At 68.9% G+C, this 19,300-nt stretch carries 17 protein-coding genes and 1 tRNA gene; 9 read left to right on the forward strand and 9 right to left on the reverse strand.

Translation table 11 applies throughout. The annotated features are described in order from the left end of the window. Positions 1 to 15: 15 nt before the first annotated feature. The 3 genes from FHR20_RS18095 (at position 16) to FHR20_RS18105 (ending at position 3,556) form a co-directional block, all read left to right on the forward strand. Positions 16 to 1,701 carry a DUF1800 family protein gene (locus FHR20_RS18095; RefSeq protein ID WP_167301014.1) on the forward strand — a complete coding sequence of 562 codons (1,686 nt, stop codon included), beginning with the start codon at positions 16 to 18 and terminating at the stop codon, positions 1,699 to 1,701. Between the two features lie 12 nt (positions 1,702 to 1,713). Further along, positions 1,714 to 3,093 (forward strand): DUF1501 domain-containing protein, encoded by a 1,380-nt coding sequence (locus FHR20_RS18100; protein ID WP_167301015.1) that lies wholly within the window; start codon positions 1,714 to 1,716, stop codon positions 3,091 to 3,093. Positions 3,094 to 3,175: 82 nt separating this feature from the next. After that, a complete protein-coding gene (locus tag FHR20_RS18105; RefSeq protein ID WP_167301016.1) occupies positions 3,176 to 3,556 on the forward strand; it encodes a VOC family protein in 381 nt (126 codons plus the stop codon). On the opposite strand, the gene FHR20_RS18110 is transcribed toward FHR20_RS18105, so the two are convergent. The 6 genes from FHR20_RS18110 to FHR20_RS18135 all read right to left on the reverse strand — a co-directional run bounded on the left by FHR20_RS18110 (position 3,557) and on the right by FHR20_RS18135 (position 8,100). Further along, complete coding sequence (locus tag FHR20_RS18110) at positions 3,557 to 4,303, reverse strand: metallophosphoesterase family protein (RefSeq protein ID WP_167301017.1); 747 nt, start codon at positions 4,301 to 4,303, stop codon at positions 3,557 to 3,559. Beyond that, positions 4,300 to 5,136, reverse strand: coding sequence for a diacylglycerol/lipid kinase family protein (locus tag FHR20_RS18115; RefSeq protein ID WP_167301018.1), 837 nt, complete (start codon positions 5,134 to 5,136; stop codon positions 4,300 to 4,302). The genes FHR20_RS18110 and FHR20_RS18115 overlap by 4 nt, the downstream gene beginning before the upstream one ends. A gap of 42 nt (positions 5,137 to 5,178) precedes the next feature. Further along, positions 5,179 to 6,630, reverse strand: a complete 1,452-nt coding sequence (locus FHR20_RS18120) for a DUF5597 domain-containing protein (protein WP_243857617.1) — start codon at positions 6,628 to 6,630, stop codon at positions 5,179 to 5,181. Between the two features lie 94 nt (positions 6,631 to 6,724). Beyond that, a tRNA-Gly gene (locus FHR20_RS18125) sits at positions 6,725 to 6,798 on the reverse strand. Positions 6,799 to 6,961: 163 nt separating this feature from the next. Next, complete coding sequence (locus FHR20_RS18130) at positions 6,962 to 7,507, reverse strand: RNA 2'-phosphotransferase (protein ID WP_208413736.1); 546 nt, start codon at positions 7,505 to 7,507, stop codon at positions 6,962 to 6,964. After that, positions 7,504 to 8,100, reverse strand: a complete 597-nt coding sequence (locus tag FHR20_RS18135; RefSeq protein WP_167301020.1) for a cysteine hydrolase family protein — start codon at positions 8,098 to 8,100, stop codon at positions 7,504 to 7,506. Before FHR20_RS18135 ends, FHR20_RS18130 begins: the two co-directional genes overlap by 4 nt. 80 nt (positions 8,101 to 8,180) lie before the next feature. Here FHR20_RS18135 and FHR20_RS18140 point away from each other — a divergent pair, with 80 nt between their 5' ends. Both FHR20_RS18140 and pncB read left to right on the forward strand, forming a co-directional pair. Next, a complete protein-coding gene (locus FHR20_RS18140; protein WP_167301021.1) occupies positions 8,181 to 8,918 on the forward strand; it encodes an NUDIX hydrolase in 738 nt (245 codons plus the stop codon). A gap of 46 nt (positions 8,919 to 8,964) precedes the next feature. Further along, positions 8,965 to 10,269, forward strand: a complete 1,305-nt coding sequence (gene pncB, locus FHR20_RS18145; protein WP_167301022.1) for a nicotinate phosphoribosyltransferase — start codon at positions 8,965 to 8,967, stop codon at positions 10,267 to 10,269. A gap of 49 nt (positions 10,270 to 10,318) precedes the next feature. Here pncB and FHR20_RS18150 read toward each other — a convergent pair whose 3' ends face one another. Then, on the reverse strand, positions 10,319 to 12,271 hold the full coding sequence (locus tag FHR20_RS18150) for an AAA family ATPase (protein WP_167301023.1): 1,953 nt from the start codon (positions 12,269 to 12,271) through the stop codon (positions 10,319 to 10,321). A gap of 325 nt (positions 12,272 to 12,596) precedes the next feature. On the opposite strand from FHR20_RS18150, the gene FHR20_RS18155 reads away from it, so the two are divergent. The 3 genes from FHR20_RS18155 (at position 12,597) to FHR20_RS18165 (ending at position 15,870) form a co-directional block, all read left to right on the forward strand. Beyond that, positions 12,597 to 13,982, forward strand: coding sequence for a M20/M25/M40 family metallo-hydrolase (locus tag FHR20_RS18155; RefSeq protein WP_167301024.1), 1,386 nt, complete (start codon positions 12,597 to 12,599; stop codon positions 13,980 to 13,982). Positions 13,983 to 14,105: 123 nt separating this feature from the next. Further along, on the forward strand, positions 14,106 to 15,029 hold the full coding sequence (locus FHR20_RS18160) for an ABC transporter ATP-binding protein (protein ID WP_208413737.1): 924 nt from the start codon (positions 14,106 to 14,108) through the stop codon (positions 15,027 to 15,029). After that, positions 15,022 to 15,870 (forward strand): ABC transporter permease, encoded by an 849-nt coding sequence (locus tag FHR20_RS18165; RefSeq protein ID WP_167301025.1) that lies wholly within the window; start codon positions 15,022 to 15,024, stop codon positions 15,868 to 15,870. Before FHR20_RS18160 ends, FHR20_RS18165 begins: the two co-directional genes overlap by 8 nt. Positions 15,871 to 15,920: 50 nt before the next feature. On the opposite strand, the gene FHR20_RS18170 is transcribed toward FHR20_RS18165, so the two are convergent. Continuing rightward, positions 15,921 to 16,328: a VOC family protein gene (locus tag FHR20_RS18170; RefSeq protein ID WP_167301026.1), complete on the reverse strand. Its 408-nt coding sequence runs from the start codon at positions 16,326 to 16,328 to the stop codon at positions 15,921 to 15,923. A 123-nt stretch (positions 16,329 to 16,451) separates the two neighbouring features. On the opposite strand from FHR20_RS18170, the gene FHR20_RS18175 reads away from it, so the two are divergent. After that, positions 16,452 to 18,041: a phytoene desaturase family protein gene (locus FHR20_RS18175; RefSeq protein ID WP_167301027.1), complete on the forward strand. Its 1,590-nt coding sequence runs from the start codon at positions 16,452 to 16,454 to the stop codon at positions 18,039 to 18,041. On the opposite strand, the gene FHR20_RS18180 is transcribed toward FHR20_RS18175, so the two are convergent. After that, entirely contained in the window at positions 18,003 to 19,295 is a 1,293-nt protein-coding gene (locus tag FHR20_RS18180) for an APC family permease (RefSeq protein ID WP_167301028.1), read from the reverse strand. The genes FHR20_RS18175 and FHR20_RS18180 overlap by 39 nt on opposite strands. Positions 19,296 to 19,300 lie beyond the last annotated feature (5 nt).

Below are 19,300 nucleotides of genomic sequence, written 5' to 3' on the forward strand. Positions count from 1 at the left end.
GGCGGGGGAAAATTGGTGTTCCGGCAACGAAAACTGGCCGCGCTTGGCGCGGCGCTCGGTTTGCTCGCGCTCGCGGGTTGCGATTCGGGCGGCGGGGGCACGTCGTCGGGCGGCGGCGGCGTGGTCTCGACACCCGGACCGACGCCCACGCCGGCCGTGTTCACCGAGGGGGACGCCGCCCGCCTCGCCAAGCAGGCGAGCTTCGGCCCCACGCCCGATCTGATCGCCCGGATCAAGCAGCTCGGCGCCACTGCCTGGGTCGACGAACAGCTCGCCGCGTCCAGCAGTTCCTACGCCGATCTCACCACGGAAGTGCGCCGCGATTTCTGCGCGAGCGGCGACACGGTCTGCTCGCGCGCCCATTTCAGCCGCACGCCGGTGGCGATGCGCTTCTACGCCAATGCCATCGCCGGTTCCGACCAGCTGCGCCAGCGCACCGCCTTCGCGCTCGGCCAGATGATCGTCGCTTCCGAAGCCGAGGTGAACTCGACCGCAGGCATCGCCGCGTTCAACCAGATCTTCCTAGCCAACGCCTTCGGCAATTATCGCGACATCCTCCAGCAGGTGACGATGAGCGGCTATATGGGCGACTATCTCGACATGGCCGACAGCAACAAGTCGGGCCCGTCGGAGAATTACGCCCGCGAGCTGCTCCAGCTGTTCTCGATGGGGCCGGACCAGCTGAATATGGACGGCAGCTTGAAGCGCGACGGCAGCGGCGCGGCGATTCCCAATTATGCGACCGACGACATCAAGGGCGTCGCCAAGGCGCTGACCGGCTGGACCTATGCCCGGGTCGGCGGCGCCGCGATCACCGACGGCAATGCCCGCGACTATTCCAAGCCGATGATCCAGGTCGCATCGCGCTATGACACGACCGAGAAGAAGTTCCTCGGCGCCACCGTCGCCGCGGGTGCCACGCAGGAAGCCAGCGTCGCGGCGGTGGTCGATGCCGCGTTCAATAGCGCTTCCACCGCGCCCTTCGTCGCGCGCCACATGATCGTCCACCTCGTCACCGCCAATCCGAGCCCGGCCTATGTCGGCCGCGTGGCGGCGGCGTTCGCGGACAATGGCAAGGGCGTGCGCGGCGACATGAAGGCGGTGGTCCGCGCCGTCCTGCTCGACGGCGAGGCGCGGGCGGCGCCCACCGCCGCCGGCGGCAAGCTAAAGGAACCGGTGCTGCTGATGACCGCGCTCGCCCGCGCGATCGGCTTTGCGACCGACGGCTATGTCTTCACCACCCGCGATGCCAATCTCGGCCAGCCGGTGTTCCGGGCGCCTTCGGTGTTCAACTTCTATCCGGACGACTTCCCGCTGCCCGGATCGACGGTGCTGAAGAGCCCGGCCTCGAAACTGCTCAATACGTCCAACGTGCTGCGCTGGCACAATTTCGTCTATGACTGGACCGTCTCGGGCGATGCCAATCGCAGCGAATATGCGCTCGATTCCGGCCTGCCCATGTCCTCGCTGACGCAGCCCCTGTGGGCGACCTGGGAAGCCTATGGCACCGATCTCGACACGATGGTGTCGCGCATCGACCTGACCTTGTTCGCCAATACGCTGAATCAGGCGCAGAAGGACGCGCTCAAGGCCGCTGCCACGCCGATCACCAATGCCGATGCGAATGTCCAGGCGCGCCGCCGCGCCCAGACGATGCTCTACGTCGCGGCGACCAGCCCGATGTTCCTGGTCGACCGCTGAGGAGCCGGACCGATGACGATTTCCCGACGCGACTTGCTCAAGGTCACCGCCGGCGCGAGCGCGCTCGCCGCGATCGGCCAGCTCGGCCGCACCACCGCCATCGCCGCGCCGAGCGGCAGCTATCGCGCGATGGTGGGCGTGTTCCTGTTCGGCGGGAACGACGGCTGGAACATGGTGATCCCCACCGATGCCCGGCACCCGCAATATCTCGCCTCGCGCGGCACGGTGGGCATCGCGGCCAACCGGCTGACCGCGCTCACCGGCGCGCCCTATGCGCTCCATCCGGCGATGGCGGCGCTGCGCCCGCTCTGGGACGAGGGCAGCCTGGCGCTCGTCCTCAATGCCGGCACCCTCTTCGCCCCGCTCACCAAGGCGACCTATCAGTCGCGCGCCGATCTGCGCCCGATGAACCTGCTCAGCCATTCGGACGAGCAGGCGCACTGGCAGGGCCTGCGCGCCCGCGACTTCGCGACCGACGGCTTCATGGGCCGCCTGACCGACCGGATGGGCACGAGCGCGGTCCCGTCGATGATCTCGATCGCCGGCTCGAACCTGGCGGTGATCGGCAAGACCAGCTCGACGCTGGTGCTGCCTTCCACCGGCACGCTCACGCGTTCGGGCTATTCGAGCATGAGCAACGCGGCGAACAACGCCAAGAACGCCGCGCTCACCACCTTCTCCTCGGCCGCCGGCCTGGGCGACGTCGCGGAGGCGAGCGCGCGCGACATCAATGCCAGCTATGATCAGGCGACCACCGCCAACACGATCATCTCGGCGAACAGCACGCTCGACGGCTATTTCGTCAACCCGGCCACCGGCGCCGCGCTCACCAGCGACGTCGCGCGCCAGCTGATGCGCGTCGCCCGGATGATCGATGCGCGGGGCAGCCTGGGCCATGGCCGCCAGACCTTCTTCGTCAGCCAGGGCGGGTACGATAACCATTCGGGCCAGACCAATGGCGGCACCAACGATACCGGCACCCATGCGAACCTGCTCGGCGACCTGGCCATGGCGCTGGCCGGCTTCCACCGCGCGATGCAGGCGATCGGCATGGCCGAGAACGTCACCAGCTTCACGATGAGCGACTTCGGCCGCACCTATCGCGGCAATGCCCAGAACGGCACCGACCATGCGTGGGGCAGCAACCATCTGGTAGTCGGCGGCAATGTCGCGCCCGGCGGCATCTTCGGCGCCTATCCGGACCCGGTGCTCGGCGGCGCCACCGATGTGAGCAGCGAGGGTCGCTTCGTTCCCGCCGTGGCGCAGGAGGAGTATATCGGCGCGATCGCCCGCTGGCACGGCGTCGCCGATGCGGACCTGCCCTATGTCTTCCCCAACTGGTCGACCTGGAGCACAGGCGGGCGCGGGCCGCTGGGCCTGTTCCGAACTTAGGTTCCTCCGCGCTTAACTGCGTATCGGGATTGCGCTATCGTTCCGCTCCGGTAATGGGGCGCGGCTTTGGGGGAGGCGGACGATGGCCAATCTCTATCGCATTACACCGTTCATGCACGTGCCGGATTTCGAGAAGGCCGTCTGGTTCTTCACCGAGGTGCTGGGCTTCACGCTCTATTTCCGCACGTCCAACTATGCGTATGTCCAGCGCGAACAGGCTGCATTCCGCCTGCTGGAGAATGTCGGCGACGACGGCGCCCCGCCGGGCAATCGCCGCTTCTGCTATTATGTCGACGTCGAGGATGTGGAAGCGGTCGCCGACGAGCTGAGACCCAAGGCGCACCTGCTCAACGATGGCGACATCCACGGACCGGTCGACCAGATCTATGGCCAGCGCGAACTGATGGTGGTGGCGCCGGACGGCAATCTGCTCGTGTTCGGGCAGGACATCTCGAAGCGGTGATCAGAGCGCCACGCTCCCCTCGCCCATGAACCGCGCCCGGGTGGAGAAGCCCGTGCCCGCCACGCTGAGTTCGTTGAACGAAGGCGGGCGCGCCCGCACCCGCTCTGACAAGGTGCCCGCCCCGATCAGGCGCACCGTCCGCTCGCCGATCCGCCGCTCGATATCGAACGGATCATGGACATGGCCAGTGAGCACCGCATCCACCCCCGCCCGGGCCAGCGCGTCCAGGGCCTGGGCCCCGCAATGCGTCTCCGAGGTCGTCCGCGTGCCACCCTCCACCAGCGGGTGATGGCAGGCGACGAACACCAGCCCGCCCGGCGGCACCGCTTCGACCAATGCCAGCGATGCCCGCAGTGCCCGGCCGCTGACATAGCCCTTCGACCAGTCGAGCCGCCACTGGAAGCGCGCGGTGGTCTTGAGCGGCACCACTGCCACGCCCTTCACATCGAGCGGCCGCTCGATCATCCGTTCGAGCGCATGGTAGCGCCGGTAGGGCGCCACGAACCGCGCCCAGGGATTGAACCACGGCAGGTCGTGATTGCCCACCTCCACCGTCACCGGCCGGCCAAGGCCCTTGAGCCACTGCGCAGCGGCCGAGAATTCCTTCGCCCGCGCCTGCATCGTCAGGTCGCCGGTCACGATCACGGCGTCAGGCTGCTCTTCGCGCACCCGCGCGGCGAACCAGTCGAGCGCAGCGCGGTCCTCCCGCCCGAAATGCACGTCGCTGACATGGAAGAGCCGCGTCATTCCGGCCCCTCGCGCGTCGCGATGAAGGCCTTGCGGCTGATCCCCGCCGTGATCGGGGTTCCCGGCGCCAGCGGAACCGGCTCGCCATCGAACAGCGCCAGCACCGGCTTCTTCCCGCGGGCGGCGAACTCGCGGGTAAGGCCCTCGCTCACCGCATGCGCCGCGACCCAATCCCCGGTCAGCCATTCCCAGCCCAGTTGCGCGATCGCGCTCCAGTCGCGCGCGTCCACCGCCGCTACGTGCAGTTCGCCCTTCTCGGGCCGGACGAATACCGCCTGATAGCGGCCCGCGAGCGCCGATACGCCGGAGATGCGGATGCCGCTGCCGCCGAACGTGCGGTTCCATGCAACATGGGCCGCCTGGAACAACCGCCGGAACGCCCCCTTGCGCACCGCCTCGCGCGCGCGGAACCAGGCAGTGGCGGGCCCCATGATCAGCCCGACGAACGCACGATGCCCGGCCGCCTGGACATAGGGCAGGGCGATGCGGGTGGCTTCGTCATGCGCGGCCTGGACGATCGCCCGGGGATCGAGCGTATCGTGCAGCGACTTGGCGAGCAGGTTCATCGTTCCGCCCGGCAGGATCAGGAAGCTGCCCTCCCATGCCCTGAGCGCCGATAGTGCAGCGTTGATCGTTCCGTCGCCCGCGAACAGCACCACGGTATCGACCCCGTCCCGATCGAGATCGGCCCCGGCGGGCATCTTCTGCTCCGGAAACTCGGTGCGGCCGACCAGCGTCAGCCCGCGCTCCGCGAACACGCCCTCGAGCGCATTGCATTTCGCCCTGGTGGTGGATCCCGAGCCGGGATTGGTGATGAACCAGAGTCTTTCCATCCGGATCGTAACGCCCGAGATATGATTTGGCTCAACCGGATCTCAATAACGATAGAGCCGCATCTTCTGGATGCCGAACTGCCCGGGCGGCAGGCGGACGTGCCGGCCCTGGTGCGTCTCGTCGCCGTTGAGTTTCCGGCCGGCGACCCATTTCCCGTCGACGAACTTGCCCTCCTCGACGGTATCGAGGCCGATGCGCGGCCCGAACGTCACCGTGATTCCGCTGCCCGCGACCAGATAATCCTCGCCGCCCAGCCAGAGCAGGATCCCGCCATGCTCGGCCGGCTCCTGCTTGTCCTTCGGCGTCCAGGGATCGACGAACCCGACGGTCAGCGCATAGCCACCCAGCGTCGCCGTCTGCGGTGCGCTGTCGACCGCGCCTTCGAAGCCCACCGGCGGCGCGAACCCCGCGCGTGCCCTGGCCGCGAACAATGCCGGGGTCAGTTGCTCGAGCATCGCATAGAAGCTGCCCAGGCGGTCCTTGTCGGCAATGTTCTCGATCGCGAAGGGGCTGAACCCGATCGCGCCATGTTTGCCGATCGCCCGCATGGCGTTGGCCGGCGCGCGCGGATCGCCCGCCTGGTTCGCCTCGGGCACGAACAGGGGGTTGCCAGGCACGGCATAGCCCTCGACGATGCCCGCGAAGTTCGGGAAGTAGATGTCGGGCGCGAGCATATCGATCGCAGGCGCGGCATCCCGCCATATCTGCATCAGATGCGCGAGCGGGCCGCCGCTCGGATATTCGCCCGGCAGCTTGCCCGGCCGCCCCTGCGCTCCGTTGACGTACATCGGCAGCGCGTATTCGCGCTTGCCGGCCTCGGCCACCGCATTGGCCCAGCGCGCATAATGATGCGCGGTGAACCCCTCCTCGCCGCCCTTCCACCTGGCGAAGGCGGCGTCGGCCAGCGAGCCGTGCTCGCGCGCGGTCGGCAGGAAGCCGATCTCGTTCTCCACCTGCACCATGAGCACGGTGTGCCGGTCGCCGTCGATCGCCTTCAGATGCTTCATCAACGCGGCAAAGGCCCGCGCATCGGCGTCGCGCGTGGCCATGCCGAACACCGACAGGATATCCTGCGGCTGCCCATCCTCGCCGGTCGAGCGCAGGAAGCGCTTGCCGTCGCGCTTCACCCACGCGGGCACATAGGTCGACATGCTGTTCTTCCAGCTGCCGAACCACAGCAGCACCAGCCGCATGTCGTTGGCCCGCGCATCCTCGACCAGCCAGTCGAGGCTGGAGAAGTCGAACCGGCCTTCCTCGGGCTCGATTGCCTCCCAGGTCACCGGCGCCAGCACCGTGTTGAGATGCAGCGCCTTCAGCCGCTGCCAGTGCGGCCTGAGCCACGCGCGGTCGGTGGCCGAGCTATTGCCCAGTTCGCCCCCCCGGATCAGGAACGGCTTGCCGTCCACGATCAGCCGCCCGCCCTCCATATGCGGCATCTGGGCGAAAGCGGGGGTGGCGAGCAGAAGGGCGAGCGCAGGGAGCCAGCGGAGCATGGCAAGCACAATAGTCTGATTTAATCGCGCATGGGAACCGCGCATGGCGCGTCGTCCGCGATTCGCGGCAATGTCTTCGGAATCAAGGAGAAGCTGGAGCGGGTAGCGGGAATCGAACCCGCGCTAGAAGCTTGGGAAGCTCCTGTGATACCATTTCACCATACCCGCTCGGGCTCGCCGAAATCCCCGCTTTTGCCGATTCTGTCAAGCTGCTCCGCTCAGTGTCGAAGCTTCAGATGATGCGGCAGCGGCCGGCGCCTGCGGAACAGCAGCTTCAGGCACACCCATAGCAGCAGCCACTCCCATAAGGTCGGCACCCGATCGGCACGCATCATTTCGGCTCCCATGGCTCGAGGAAAGCGGGCGGCACCTGCTCGGTCAGCCACACCCCGTTGCTGGTGACGAAGAAGTCCCGGCCGGTCTCGGCCAGCGCCGCCGCGCGAACCGCCAGGATAACCGCCGTCCCGCGCCGCTGCCCCACGCGCGTCGCGGTATCGCGTTCGCCCGAGAGATGGACATGATGGCGCCGCATCGGCTTCAGCCCCTCCGCCAGGATCATCGGCAGGAAGCGCTCGACGGTGCCGTGCCACAGCAATTCCGGTGGGTCGGCGCGCGGCCAGTCGAGCGCCACTTCCACGGAATGCCCCTGCCGTGCCCGGATCCGCGCCGCGTCGCCGGAAAGCTCGAAGCGCTGCTTGTCGCATTCTTCGACCAGGCGCATCAGATCGTTCCGATCGCATCTGACGCCCGCCCGGGCGAACGCGCCCAGCACCGCGCGGACATCGGTCCAGCCCTGTCCGTCGAGCGTCAGTCCGCCCGCTCCGGGATCGTGCCGCAACCACAATGACAGCCGCTTCGAGCGCCGAATGTCGTTCACTGCTCCGCCCCCTCGATGACGACCGCCGCGCCGGGCCATTCCTCCGCCGCGACCTGGTCGATCGGCCGGGCGATGCCGCGCGTCAGCTCGGCCGGTACCGTCACCCGGAAGCCGCGCGCGATCAGTCCCTCGACTGCCCAACGCACGCAATAGTCCGCCGCGACGCCGACCACGGTCACCGCCTCGATCCCCGCGCCGCGCAGCCCGGCGAAGAATGCGTCGCGATCCGCCGCCTCGCGCGCGCCGACCCGCTCGATCGCCAGGCCCGGTTCGGCCCACATGTCGAACACGCCCTTCTCGAGTCGCAACACCGGGATCGCCGGATCGACCGCATCGGCATCGACCACCAGCTCCCAGCCCGGCGTGCCCTTCTCGCAATGCGGCGGGAACTGCTTCGCCTCTTCGGATATGGCGTAGATCGCCGGCACATGCGTGTCGAAGGTGAACAGCACGCCGGCCGTTTCTTCGGAACGCAGCCCGGCCAGCCAGGCCCGCATCGGCGCAACGATCCGCTCGGCGCCCGGAACCGGCAAGGCACCGTCCGCCGCCACGAAATCCCGCTGCATGTCCACCACGATCACGAAGTCCGGCATCGCTAGCCTCCACATTCCGCATTTGACATATATCCAATCTGAACATAAGTAAAGCGCATAACGCACATAAGGGTGACGTGATGGACCAGGCCGCCTTTCTCGAAAGCTACGATCCGGCCGCGTTCGAGCGCCCGTCGGTGGCGGTCGACCTGATCCTGATGAGCGTGGTCGATGATGCCCCCGTGGTGCTGCTCACCCGCCGTGATCAGCATCCCTTCCAGGGCGCATGGGCGCTCCCCGGCGGCTTTGTCGGCATCGGCGAGAGCCTGGATGACGCCGCCCGCCGCGTCCTCGCCGAGAAGACGCGCATGGCCGATGCCTGGGTCGAGCAACTCTACACCTTTGGCGCGGTCGGCCGCGACCCGCGCATGCGGATCATCAGCGTCGCCTATTTCGCGCTGATCCCCGCCACTGCCTTCGCCGCCGCGCTAAGGGCTGCCCCCGAACTGGCACTGGCCGAGCTGGCCGTCCCCTGGCATGGCGAGCTCGGCGGCCCGGTCGAGGCCCGCCTCGCCGAGGGCGAACCGCTCGCCCTCGCCTTCGATCATGGCGCCATGCTCGGCGTCGCGATCCTGCGGCTGCGCGGCAAGCTCGATTACTCCGGCATCGCCTTCGCCCTGCTGCCCGAACGCTTCACCCTGCGCGCGCTCCAGCAAGTGTACGAGGCGATCCTCGATACCCGCCTCAACAAGTCCGCCTTTCGCCGCCGCATGCTCGATCGCGGCTGGCTGGAGCCGACCGGCGAGCGCGAGACCGGCGCCTCGTTCCGTCCCGCCGAGCTCTACCGCTACCGCCCGCCCGGCGAAGCCCCTCGCTGAGCCGCGCCGCCGCGTCTATCGTCACCGGCCACATCCGGAGGAAGCCTTGCCCGTCACCGACATCGCCACCCGCGTCTACAATCATGGCTGGCGGCTCGATCCGATCGTCCGTAGCCTGCTCGACACCGATTTCTACAAGCTGCTGATGCTGCAGATGATCCGCCATCTGCACCCGGACGTGCAGGCGACCTTCTCGCTGATCAACCGCACGAGGAGCGTCCGCCTGGCCGAAGTGATCGACGAGGCCGAGCTGCGCGCCCAGCTCGATCATGCCCGTACCGTGCGCTTCTCGAAGAAGGAGCTCATCTGGCTCGCGGGCAACAGCTTCTACGGCAAGCAGCGCATGTTCGCGCCGGACTTCATCGCCTGGCTCGCCGATTTCGAGCTGCCCGAATATGACCTGCACAAGGTCGACGGCCAGTTCGAGCTGCACTTCGCCGGCCCGTGGACCCACACGATGATGTGGGAAATCCCCGCGCTGGCCATCGTCAACGAGCTCCGCTCGCGCGCCGCCTTGAAGGGCAAGGGCCGGTTCGAGCTCGACGTGCTCTACGCCCGCGCCAAGGCGAAGATGTGGGACAAGGTCGAGCGCCTGCGCCGGCTTCCGGACCTCGTCATCTCGGACTTCGGCACGCGTCGCCGCCACGGCTTCCTGTGGCAGCGCTGGTGCGTCGAGGCGCTGAAGGAAGGCCTGGGCAGCCGGTTCATCGGCAGCTCGAACGTGCTGCTTGCGATGGACAACGACCTGGAAGCGATCGGCACCAATGCGCACGAGCTGCCGATGGTCCTCGCCGCGCTGGCGGACAGCGACGCGGAAGTCGCCGCCGCTCCCTATCGCGTGCTGGAGGAATGGCGCGCCCATTATGACGGCAACCTGCTGGTCGCCCTGCCCGATGCGTTCGGCACCACCGCGTTCCTGCGCAACGCACCGGACTGGGTTGCCGACTGGACCGGCTTCCGCCCGGACTCGATGCCGCCGATCGAAGGCGGCGAGCAGATCATCGCCTGGTGGCAGGCGCGCGGGCGCGATCCGCGCACCAAGCTGCTGATCTTCTCCGACGGCATGGACGTCGACAGCATCGAGGCGACCTATCGCCACTTCCATGGCCGCGTCCGGATGAGCTTCGGCTGGGGCACCAACCTGACCAACGACTTCCGCGGCTGCGACCCTGCCGGTGGGCACGACCTCGAGCCGATCTCGCTCGTCGCCAAGGTGACCAGTGCGAACGGTCGCCCGGCAGTCAAGCTCTCCGACAATCCGTCCAAGGCCACTGGCGACCCGGCCGAGATCGCCCGCTACCTGCGCATCTTCGGCGGCGAGGGCCGGACGGCGCAGGCGGTGGCGGTTTGAACCGTCTCCCCTCCTCTGCAGGGGAGGGGAGACGGAGCGACGCGCCGAGTCAGAACCCGATCGGGGACGCGGTGCCGGGCCGCGCCGCCGCCTCTGCCCGCAACCGCGCGAGGATGTCCGCCGCGCCCTGCGCCGGCCGGTGCCGAAGCTGCCGCGCCACCACCGCGAAATCGCCGGGAGTCAGCCCGTCGAGCCCTGCCGGAGCGTCCATCCCGAAGAAGCGCGCGAACGCCTTTGCCGCGCGTTCGGCCCCAAGCGGCCGCAACGCCAGCTTGAACACGAACCGCCGCAACGTCGCCGGATCGAGCTTCCCCGGATGGTTGGTCGCCGCGACCACCGGCAGCGGGTGCCGGTCGAGCCAGGTGAGCAGTTCGTTGACTTGCCCCACTTCCCAGCTCGCCTGCGCCGTCGTCCGGTCGAAGAGGAGCGAATCCGCCTCGTCGAACAGCAGCACCCCACCGCGCCGCCGTGCCTCGGCAAAGGCATCGGCGATGTTCGCCTCGGTCTCGCCGACCCATTTGGACAGCAGGTCCGACGCGCGCTTCACCACCAGCGGCCGATCGAGCCGCCGCGCCAGGTGCCAGGCGAGCGCCGTCTTGCCCGTGCCCGGCGGCCCGGTGAGCAGCAGCGAGACATCGGCCGCGCCCGCCGCCGCGATGCCCTCGATCACTTCCGCCACCGGCGGATCGCTTTCGTAGAGCGCCACGTCGAGCGCGCCCGGCCCCGGCTGCGGCAGCTCGCCGCCCCGGAGCGCCTTCACCAGCGCCTCGGCCGAGCGCACGCCGCCATCCGCCTCGCCCGCCAGCCGCCCGGCCCGGGTCGCGACCCGCAGCACCGTCGCCGCCTCGGGTGCGGCGTCGAGCAGCCGGACGAAGCCGTCGCCCGGCGCCACGCCCTCGTCCGCCGCCACCCGCGCCAGCATCCGCTGCCCGGCGCTGCGCGAAGGCAGGCCGAGCCGCAGCACATGGCTCATCCGCCGCAGGATCGCGCCGTCGACATTGCCGATCGCGTTGGTCGTCCAGATCACCGGCACCTTGTTGGTCTCCAGCATCCGGTTGACGAACACCTTGCTGCCCGTGCGCTTCTGGAACCAGTCGCCGTCGCTCGGGCTGGACTCGCCGATCAGGTCCTCCATCTCGTCGAACAGCAGCGCCGCGCCCCGCCGCCCGCCGAGCACCCGCTGCGACAGCTGCATCGCCGCGATGCGTTCCCAGCGCTCGGGCTCGGCACCGTCCTCGTCCGCTTCCGCCACCGCGTGCAGCCGCGCGCCCGCGGCCGCCGCCAGCGTCCGCGCGAACTCGGTCTTGCCGGTGCCCGGAGGCCCGTGGATCAGCAGGTTGATGCCCACCGCCCGTTCGGCGATCGCGCCGCGGAGCAGCCGGACGAGATAGTCCGCCTCCTCCACCGCGAAGTCGTCGAGCCCGAGCCGCGCGACCTGGCAGGTGCCGGCCAGCGCCTCGAGCAGCGGCCGGCCGGGCCGGGGCGCCGCGTCGAGCACCCGCTCGAGCGACCAGCTCAGGTTGATCTGGTCCCGGCCCTGATAGTCATGGCCGAAGCTCGCCAGCCCGAGCCGCACCGCCGCCGAGCGCCGGGCCAGCCGCCCGGCATCGACCGGCTCTGCCCCGGCCAGTGCGCCGAACAGCCCGGGCAGGTCGATATCCGCCCGGCACATCGCCTCGACCAGCCCATAGACGCGCGGCACCCGTTCGGCCGCGATCATCAGCTCGAGCAGCGCATGGTCGAGCGGACCGAAGCCGAGCAGCAACGCCAGCTCGTCGGCGATCTGGAGCACCTGCGGACGCACCTCGCCCAGCGGCCGCCAGCGCAGCGTCGCCGCTAGCAGCGCGTCCCAGCCGATATCCTCGCTCGCTGCCGACGAGCCGGTGAGCCAGTCGACATGCGGCATCGCCCATTCGTGCACCGCCTTGGCGAGCGGCGCGGTGGCCGGCAGATTCCGGCCGATCCGGCGGAGCATCCGCCGGACGATCTGATGTTCGTGCATAAATTCCCGTGCTCGCCCCGGGCGCAGGCGCGCGTCTTCGCGACGCGCGGCTCGGCCGGCGCGGTTCTCTGATTGCGTTATCGAGACGGATGCTGCGGGCGCCGCTCGGCCCCCACAGCGCTCAGGCGAGCACTATCGGAACGAAGCGACGCAGGGCAGAAGGCCGTTTCGGGCGTTCGTGGCCAACACGTCATTTCTCCACATCGCCGGGCGGAAATGGTCCCCCGGTCGGGGCGGGCTCCTAGCCGCGTTCGCGCCCAAATTCAAGTTTGACCTGCCCCGGTCCGGCGCTAGCGTCGCGGCCAGGCAATGGGAGAGACGGGTAATGCGGGTTCTTGCAGGTGCGGCGCTGGTCGCGATGGCGTTCACCGGAACGGCAGCCCGGGCGCAGCAGAACCCCCAGGCCGAGGCCCAGGCGCTCGAACTGCTCAAGCGCGGCATCGCCTTCCGCACCGTTGCCGGGCCGGGCAACCAGACGCCCGACTATGCCGCCTATCTGAAGACCCAGCTCGTCGCCGGCGGCTTCGATCCTGCCGACATCCGCATCGAGCGGATCGACGACACCGCCTGGCTGGCCGCCCGCTATCCGGGCACGGACCGGGCCGCCAAGCCGATCTACATCTCCGGCCATATGGACGTGGTCGAGGCGAAGCCCGAAGACTGGACCCGCGATCCGTTCACGCCGATCGTCGAGAATGGCTATATCTTCGGCCGCGGCGCGACCGATATGAAATACGACCTCTCGACGATGGTCGCCACGCTGATCCAGCTGAAGCGCGAAGGCTACAGGCCGTCGCGCGACATCGTCCTCCTCGCCTCGGGCGACGAGGAGACCAGCATGAAGACCACCGCCGCGATGGCCGAGCAATATCATGACGGCGAGCTGCTGCTGAACATCGATGGCGGCGGCGGCGCGCTCGACGAGCACGGGAAGCCCGAGATCTTCGGCCTGCAGGGCGCCGAGAAGACCTATGCCGATTATGAGCTGACCTTCACCAATCCCGGCGGCCATTCCAGCGCGCCGACTAAGAGCAACGCGATCTATTCGCTCGCCCATGCGCTGGCGAAGATCGAGGCGTATCAATTCCCCGGCGAGATCAACGATATCACCCGCGCCGGCTTCGTCCAGGGCGCCAGGACTGCCGATCCGGAAATGGCCGCCGCGATGCGTGCCTTCATGGCCAATCAGCGCGACGCCAAGGCGCTTGCCGTGCTGCGTTCCGAACCCGGGCTGATCGGCCAGACGGGCACCACCTGCGTGGCCACCATGGTCAATGCCGGCCATGCGACCAATGCGCTGCCCCAGCGCGCCACCGCCAACATCAATTGCCGCATCTTCCCCGGCACCTCGGTCGCGGCGGTCGCGGCGACGCTGACGAAAGTGGTCGGCGATCCCGAGCTCAAACTCCGGACGCTCGACAGCGGCACCGTCGCCAGCCCCGCCTCGCCGCTGCGGCCCGACCTGATGAAGCTGGTGTCGGATGGCATCCACGCCCGCTTCCCCGGCGTGCCGATCGTGCCGGCGATGTCGGCGGGCGCGAGCGATTCGATGTGGTTCCGCGCCAAGGGCGTGCCGAGCTACGGCATCAGCCCGATCTTCATGAAGGGCTCGGACAGCTTCGCCCACGGCCTCAACGAGCGCACCCCGCTCAGCGAGATCGCTCCGTCGATCGTCTATTACAAGTTCCTGCTCCGGGGCCTGACGAAATAGCGCCTCCGCGCCGGCATGCGCTGCCCCCGATCCGCTGCGAGCGTATTAGCTTGATAACACGCACCGGATCGTGCAGAAATCGTCTCCAGTGGGCATCGAGGCCGAAGCCCTGGGGGAATCACATTGTCGACAGACGAACCTGGCGGCGCGCCAGCGCTGGAGTTGCGCGCGCTCGGCAAGACCTATGGCCGCGGCGCCGGCGCCAAGCGGGCGGTCGATGACGTTTCGCTCACCGTCCGCGGCGGCGAGGTCTATGGCTTTCTCGGCCCCAATGGCGCGGGCAAGAGCACGACGATCCGCATGGCGTTGGGCCTGATCCGGCCGAGCGACGGCGATGCCCTGCTGTTCGGCCGGCCGGTTTCGGACCGGCAGGCGCTGCGTCGGGTGGGATCGCTGGTCGATGGCGGCACTTTCTATCCCTTCCTTTCCGGGCGCGACAATCTGCGCGTGCTCGCCCGTACCCAGGGTCATGACGGCGCACGCATCGAGGCGGTGCTCGAACGGGTGGACCTGGCGCGGGACGCGAAGCGCAAGGTGAAGGGCTATTCGACCGGCATGAAGCAGCGCCTGGGCGTCGCCGCCGCGCTTCTCGACGATCCCGATCTTGTGATCCTCGACGAGCCGGCAAACGGTCTCGACGCCGCGGGCATCCAGGATATGCGCACGCTGCTGCGCGGCCTGGCTGCGGACGGCAAGGCAGTGTTCCTGTCGAGCCACCTGCTCCACGAAGTCGAGCAGATCTGCGACCGGGTGGCGATCGTCCACAAGGGGCAGTTGCTTCGCGAGGCGACGGTTCGCGAGATGCTCGACCAGGGCGAGGCGCTGCGCATCGAGGCGGAACCGCTCGACGCCGCGGCCGCCGCACTCGAGGGGCGCTGGCCGGTCGAGCGCATCGCCGGCGCGCTCAAGGTGCGCGCGCGCCGGGCCGAAGCGCCGGCGATCGTGCGCACGCTGGTCGAGGCCAGCGCCGACATTTTCCATATGGGCCCCGACGATCAGAGCCTCGAGGAAATCTTCCTGACCATGACGAGGGACTCCGATGCTTGATGCCGTCCGTGCAGAGGCGCTGAAGCTTCGCCGTCACCGGGCGACCTGGATGATGGTCTGGATCTATCCGATCGCCATCACCCTGATCGTTGCCGGGATGCTCGTCTACGGCGCGTTCCGGGCGCATGGCGTGCCGGCGCCCGCCCAACCCGCCCTGGAATGGATCCGGGAGAGCACGACTCTGTGGAAGCTCCCGGCCTCGCCGCCCGGACGCTTTCTCATCGCCGGCTTCTGCGCAGTGGTGTTTGCCGGCGAATATGGCTGGAACACCTGGAAGCTGATCATTCCGGCACGCGCGCGCTGGCAGCTGATCGCGGCCAAATGGGTCGTTGCGCTCGGCTTCCTGACGATCGCCCTGATCGCAGCGGACCTCATCACGCTGATCGGCAGCTGGCTGGGATCCTTCCAGGGCGACGGCATCCCCGCCGGCGTCACGCTGGCCGCCGTCCTCGAAGCGCATTGGCAGGCGGGCGCGCATGCGCTGCTGCCCATCGTCTACACGATCGCCTTTGCCGGGCTGTTCGCGATACTCACCCAGTCGATCCTCGCGACGGTGATCCTGTCGATCGCGCTCGTCGTGATCGAGGGGCTCTGGCCGCTGATCGGCCTCTTCCTCCATCAATATGTGCCGGCGCTGACGGAGACGCTGGTCAGGGTGCTGCCCTTCTATCACCTGGCCAATCTGAAGACCTGGGCCAGCGGTGCCGGCCTGACGATGCCGCTCGGGCCGGATGCCGTCGTGTCGATGTCCTGGGGGATGTCGTTCGCCGTGCTGATGGGCTGGATCCTCGCCGCAGCGGCCGCCACGCAGCTCCGCTTCCTGCGGCAGGATCTCAACTGAGGCGGCGCCGGCCCCGCTCGATCCCGGGGTTCGCGTCGCTACCCAACCGCTCAGGCCGGATCGCCGCCATCGGGGGCTGGCTCCGGCATCAGCCGGGAGGGCCAGCCGATGCGGATCAGCATGCCGTCCGGGCCGGCGATACCCACTTCGTACAGGCCCCATTCGCGATGCCGCAGCACGCCGCCCGGGCGGATGATCAGATCGTCGACCAGCGCGGCGACGGCATCCACTTCCGGGGTGCGGATGAAGACGCCGAACGGGTTGTGCGCCTCCGGCACCTGCCACGGGCCCGGGCCCGCCTGGGTGAGGTGCACCTCGCACCCCCAGCCGCTCATGATCGCATAGGCGGCATCGCCGCCGACGCGAGCGAAGCCCAGCCGTTCCCAGAACGGCATTGCGGCCCCGAGGTCGTTGTGGGGAACTATGGCGAACGCGCCCACCGTCGCGGGGATCGGCATCGTGCTTCTCCTTGCTTTCCGGACGATCCTTCGCATGGTCTGGCAGCCTGTGCACGAACGTCGCGGCGGACCGCTTGCGGCCCGTTCGCCGTATAAGCCGATGGCGCCAGGAAAGGGAGGCCGATGACCGCCAGATACGACGCCCTGATCATCGGGGGCGGCCATAACGGCCTGGTCTGCGCCTTCTACCTCGCCCGCGCCGGCCTGAAGGTCCGTGTGCTCGAGCGCCGCCATGTCGTCGGCGGCGCGGCGGTGACCGAGGAATTCCATCCCGGCTTCCGCAACTCGACGGCCAGCTATACGGTCAGCCTGCTCCGCCCCAAGGTGATCGCCGACATGAAGCTCCCGGCACGCGGCTGGCGCGTGGTCGAGCGGCAGATCTCCAACTTCCTGCCGCATGAGGGCGGCTATCTGAAGCTGGGCGGCGGGCATGAACGCACTCGCGCCGAGTTCGCGCGCTTCTCGGCCAGGGATGCCGAGGCGTTTCCGCGCTACGAGGAGGCGCTGGAGCGCGTCGCCGCGGTGCTGCGCGACATGGCCCTCAAGACGCCGCCCAATGTCGGCGGCGGCGTCCGCGCGCTGCTCGCCGCCGCGGCGCAGGGGCGCAAGCTGGCGCGCATGCCGATCGAGGCGCAGCGCGACACGATGGACCTGTTCGTCAAGTCGGCGCGCGACTTCCTCGATGGCTGGTTCGAGAACGACTATGTCAAGGCGGCCTTCGGCTTCGACGCGGTGGTGGGCAACTATGCCAGCCCCGATACGCCGGGCAGCGCCTATGTGCTGCTCCACCATGTCTTCGGCGAAGTGAACGGCAGGAAGGGTGCCTGGGGCCATTCGATCGGCGGCATGGGCGCGATCACCCGCTTGATGGCGGAAGCCTGTACCGAGGCCGGCGTCGAGATCAGCCTGGAGGCTCCCGTCGCGAAGCTGCTGGTCGACGGGAACCGGGTCGCCGGCGTGCGGCTGGAGAGCGGCGAGGAGATCGCCGCCGGGACCGTCGCGGCCAATGTCGGCCCGGCTCTGCTCTATCGACGACTCGTCGACCGCGCCGACATGCCCGCCGACTTCGCCCGGCGGATGGACCATTACAAGGCCGGCTCGGGCACCTTCCGGATGAACGTCGCACTCTCCGAGCTGCCGGACTTCACCGTCCTGCCCGGCGCCGGCGAGCATCATACCGCCGGCATCATGATCTGCCCGACGCTCGACTATATGGACCGCGCCTATGTCAGCGCCAGGGCCAGGGGCATGTCCGACGCGCCGATCGTCGAGATGACCATCCCCTCCACGGTGGACGACAGCCTCGCCCCGCCGGGCCGGCACGTCGCCGCGCTGTTCTGCCAGCAATTCGCGCCCGACCTGGACTGGGACCAGGCGCGCGAAGCCGCCGCCGACCGCATCATCGATACCGTCACGAAGCACGCGCCCAACTTCAAGGCATCGGTGATCGCGCGCCAGATACACTCGCCGCTCGATCTGGAGCGCAAGTTCGGCCTGGTCGGCGGCGACATCATGCACGGCCACATGTCGCTCGACCAGCTCTGGGCCGCCCGCCCGGTGCTGGGCCATGGCGACTATCGCGGGCCGATCCGGGGGCTCTACATGTGCGGCGCCGGCACCCATCCCGGCGGCGGCGTCACCGGCGCGCCGGGGCACAATGCCGCGCACGAGATCCTAAGGGATCGCAGCCTCCTCGGCCGCCTGCTCGGCTGAACCGCGCATCAGGTAGAGCGGGATCGCCGTCGCCATCAGCAACAGGCTGAGCCCGATCGCTTCATAGCCGGCGCCCCAGATCGCCCAGAGCGCGAAGACCAGCCCGATCGCAGCGGCGGGCCGCACGACGCCCAGCACCAGCGCGGACAGGCAGGTGCCGGCATAGAACCACAGCGTCGCCGCCGTCGTCACGCGCAGCATGAAGTCGTAGATGGCGGCGGTATCGCGCGAGACGTTGCTGAGCACCAGCACGCTGGCGAGCGCGCTCGACGCGAGCAGCGCCGCCACCGGCACGTCGCGCCCGCTGGTTCGCCCGATACGGGCGGGGATCACGCCGGCACGCGCCATGCCCAGCGGCACCTCGCCCTGCAGCAGCACCCAGCCGTTGAGCGCGCCGATCGCGGCGATCGCAGCAAAGCCCGCCACCGCCAGCCCGGCCCAATGGCCCCAGAAGGCCTCGACGAACAGCGCCACCGGCGCATTGGCGCCCGCCACCGATCCTTGCGGCATCGCGAAGATGATCCCCGAACAGGCGATCAGGTACAGCAGCCCGGTCAGCCCCACCCCGGTCAGCGTGGCACGGGGAATGGTTCGGGCCGGATCGCGCACCCGCTCGGCCGCGACGCCCGCACATTCGAACCCGACCATCGCGAAAAAGGCCAGCGTCACCGCCGATGCCAGCTGGCTCGCATCGAACGGCGTGTGCGGATGCGCGCTCGCGGCAAGGTCGCCCTTCGCGCCGAGCTGGGCGAGCAGCAGCACGATGGCGACGAGGGGCACCAGCTTGACGAGCGTGGTGACCACCTGGAACTCGCCCGCCGCCCGTGCGCCGCGCAGGTTGAGCAGCGTGATCCCCCAGAGCAGCCCCACCGCCGCCAGCACCAGGCTGAGCGAAGACTGGGCCAGGGGCGGCCAGAACACCGCCAGATAGCGTATCGCGGTGAGCGCGATGAACGCGTTCGCCGCCCATACGCCGACCCACATCGTCCAGGCGATCAGCACGCCGGGGAGCGGCCCCAGCGCGCGCACACAGATCGCCAGCGTGCCCGTCGCCTCGGGCATCGCGCGCGAAAGGCCGGCGATCACCCAGGCGATCACCATTGCCCCCGCGATCGCCGCGATCCACGCCGCCACGCTGGTGAAGCCATAGGGCGCGAGCTGCGCGGGCAAGGCGAAGAAGCCCGAGCCGATCATGTTGCCGATCACCAGCGCGGTCGCCGTCCAGAAGCCGAACGGCCGCTTCGATTCCGTCATGCCCC

This window comes from Sphingomonas leidyi (genome assembly GCF_011761945.1).
In the GTDB taxonomy this organism is placed as follows: domain Bacteria; phylum Pseudomonadota; class Alphaproteobacteria; order Sphingomonadales; family Sphingomonadaceae; genus Sphingomonas; species Sphingomonas leidyi.

Bases quoted from the DNA above. Each gene is read 5' to 3' on its own strand.
- FHR20_RS18100 (WP_167301015.1), top strand. From the start codon at position 1,714: ATGACGATTTCCCGACGCGACTTGCTCAAGGTCACCGCCGGCGCGAGC.
- FHR20_RS18105 (WP_167301016.1), top strand. From the start codon at position 3,176: ATGGCCAATCTCTATCGCATTACACCGTTCATGCACGTGCCGGATTTC.
- FHR20_RS18110 (WP_167301017.1), bottom strand. From the start codon at position 4,303: ATGACGCGGCTCTTCCATGTCAGCGACGTGCATTTCGGGCGGGAGGAC.
- FHR20_RS18115 (WP_167301018.1), bottom strand. From the start codon at position 5,136: ATGGAAAGACTCTGGTTCATCACCAATCCCGGCTCGGGATCCACCACC.
- FHR20_RS18120 (WP_243857617.1), bottom strand. From the start codon at position 6,630: ATGCTCCGCTGGCTCCCTGCGCTCGCCCTTCTGCTCGCCACCCCCGCT.
- FHR20_RS18135 (WP_167301020.1), bottom strand. From the start codon at position 8,100: ATGCCGGACTTCGTGATCGTGGTGGACATGCAGCGGGATTTCGTGGCG.
- FHR20_RS18140 (WP_167301021.1), top strand. From the start codon at position 8,181: ATGGACCAGGCCGCCTTTCTCGAAAGCTACGATCCGGCCGCGTTCGAG.
- FHR20_RS18150 (WP_167301023.1), bottom strand. From the start codon at position 12,271: ATGCACGAACATCAGATCGTCCGGCGGATGCTCCGCCGGATCGGCCGG.
- FHR20_RS18155 (WP_167301024.1), top strand. From the start codon at position 12,597: ATGCGGGTTCTTGCAGGTGCGGCGCTGGTCGCGATGGCGTTCACCGGA.
- FHR20_RS18165 (WP_167301025.1), top strand. From the start codon at position 15,022: ATGCTTGATGCCGTCCGTGCAGAGGCGCTGAAGCTTCGCCGTCACCGG.
- FHR20_RS18170 (WP_167301026.1), bottom strand. From the start codon at position 16,328: ATGCCGATCCCCGCGACGGTGGGCGCGTTCGCCATAGTTCCCCACAAC.
- FHR20_RS18175 (WP_167301027.1), top strand. From the start codon at position 16,452: ATGACCGCCAGATACGACGCCCTGATCATCGGGGGCGGCCATAACGGC.
- FHR20_RS18180 (WP_167301028.1), bottom strand. From the start codon at position 19,295: ATGACGGAATCGAAGCGGCCGTTCGGCTTCTGGACGGCGACCGCGCTG.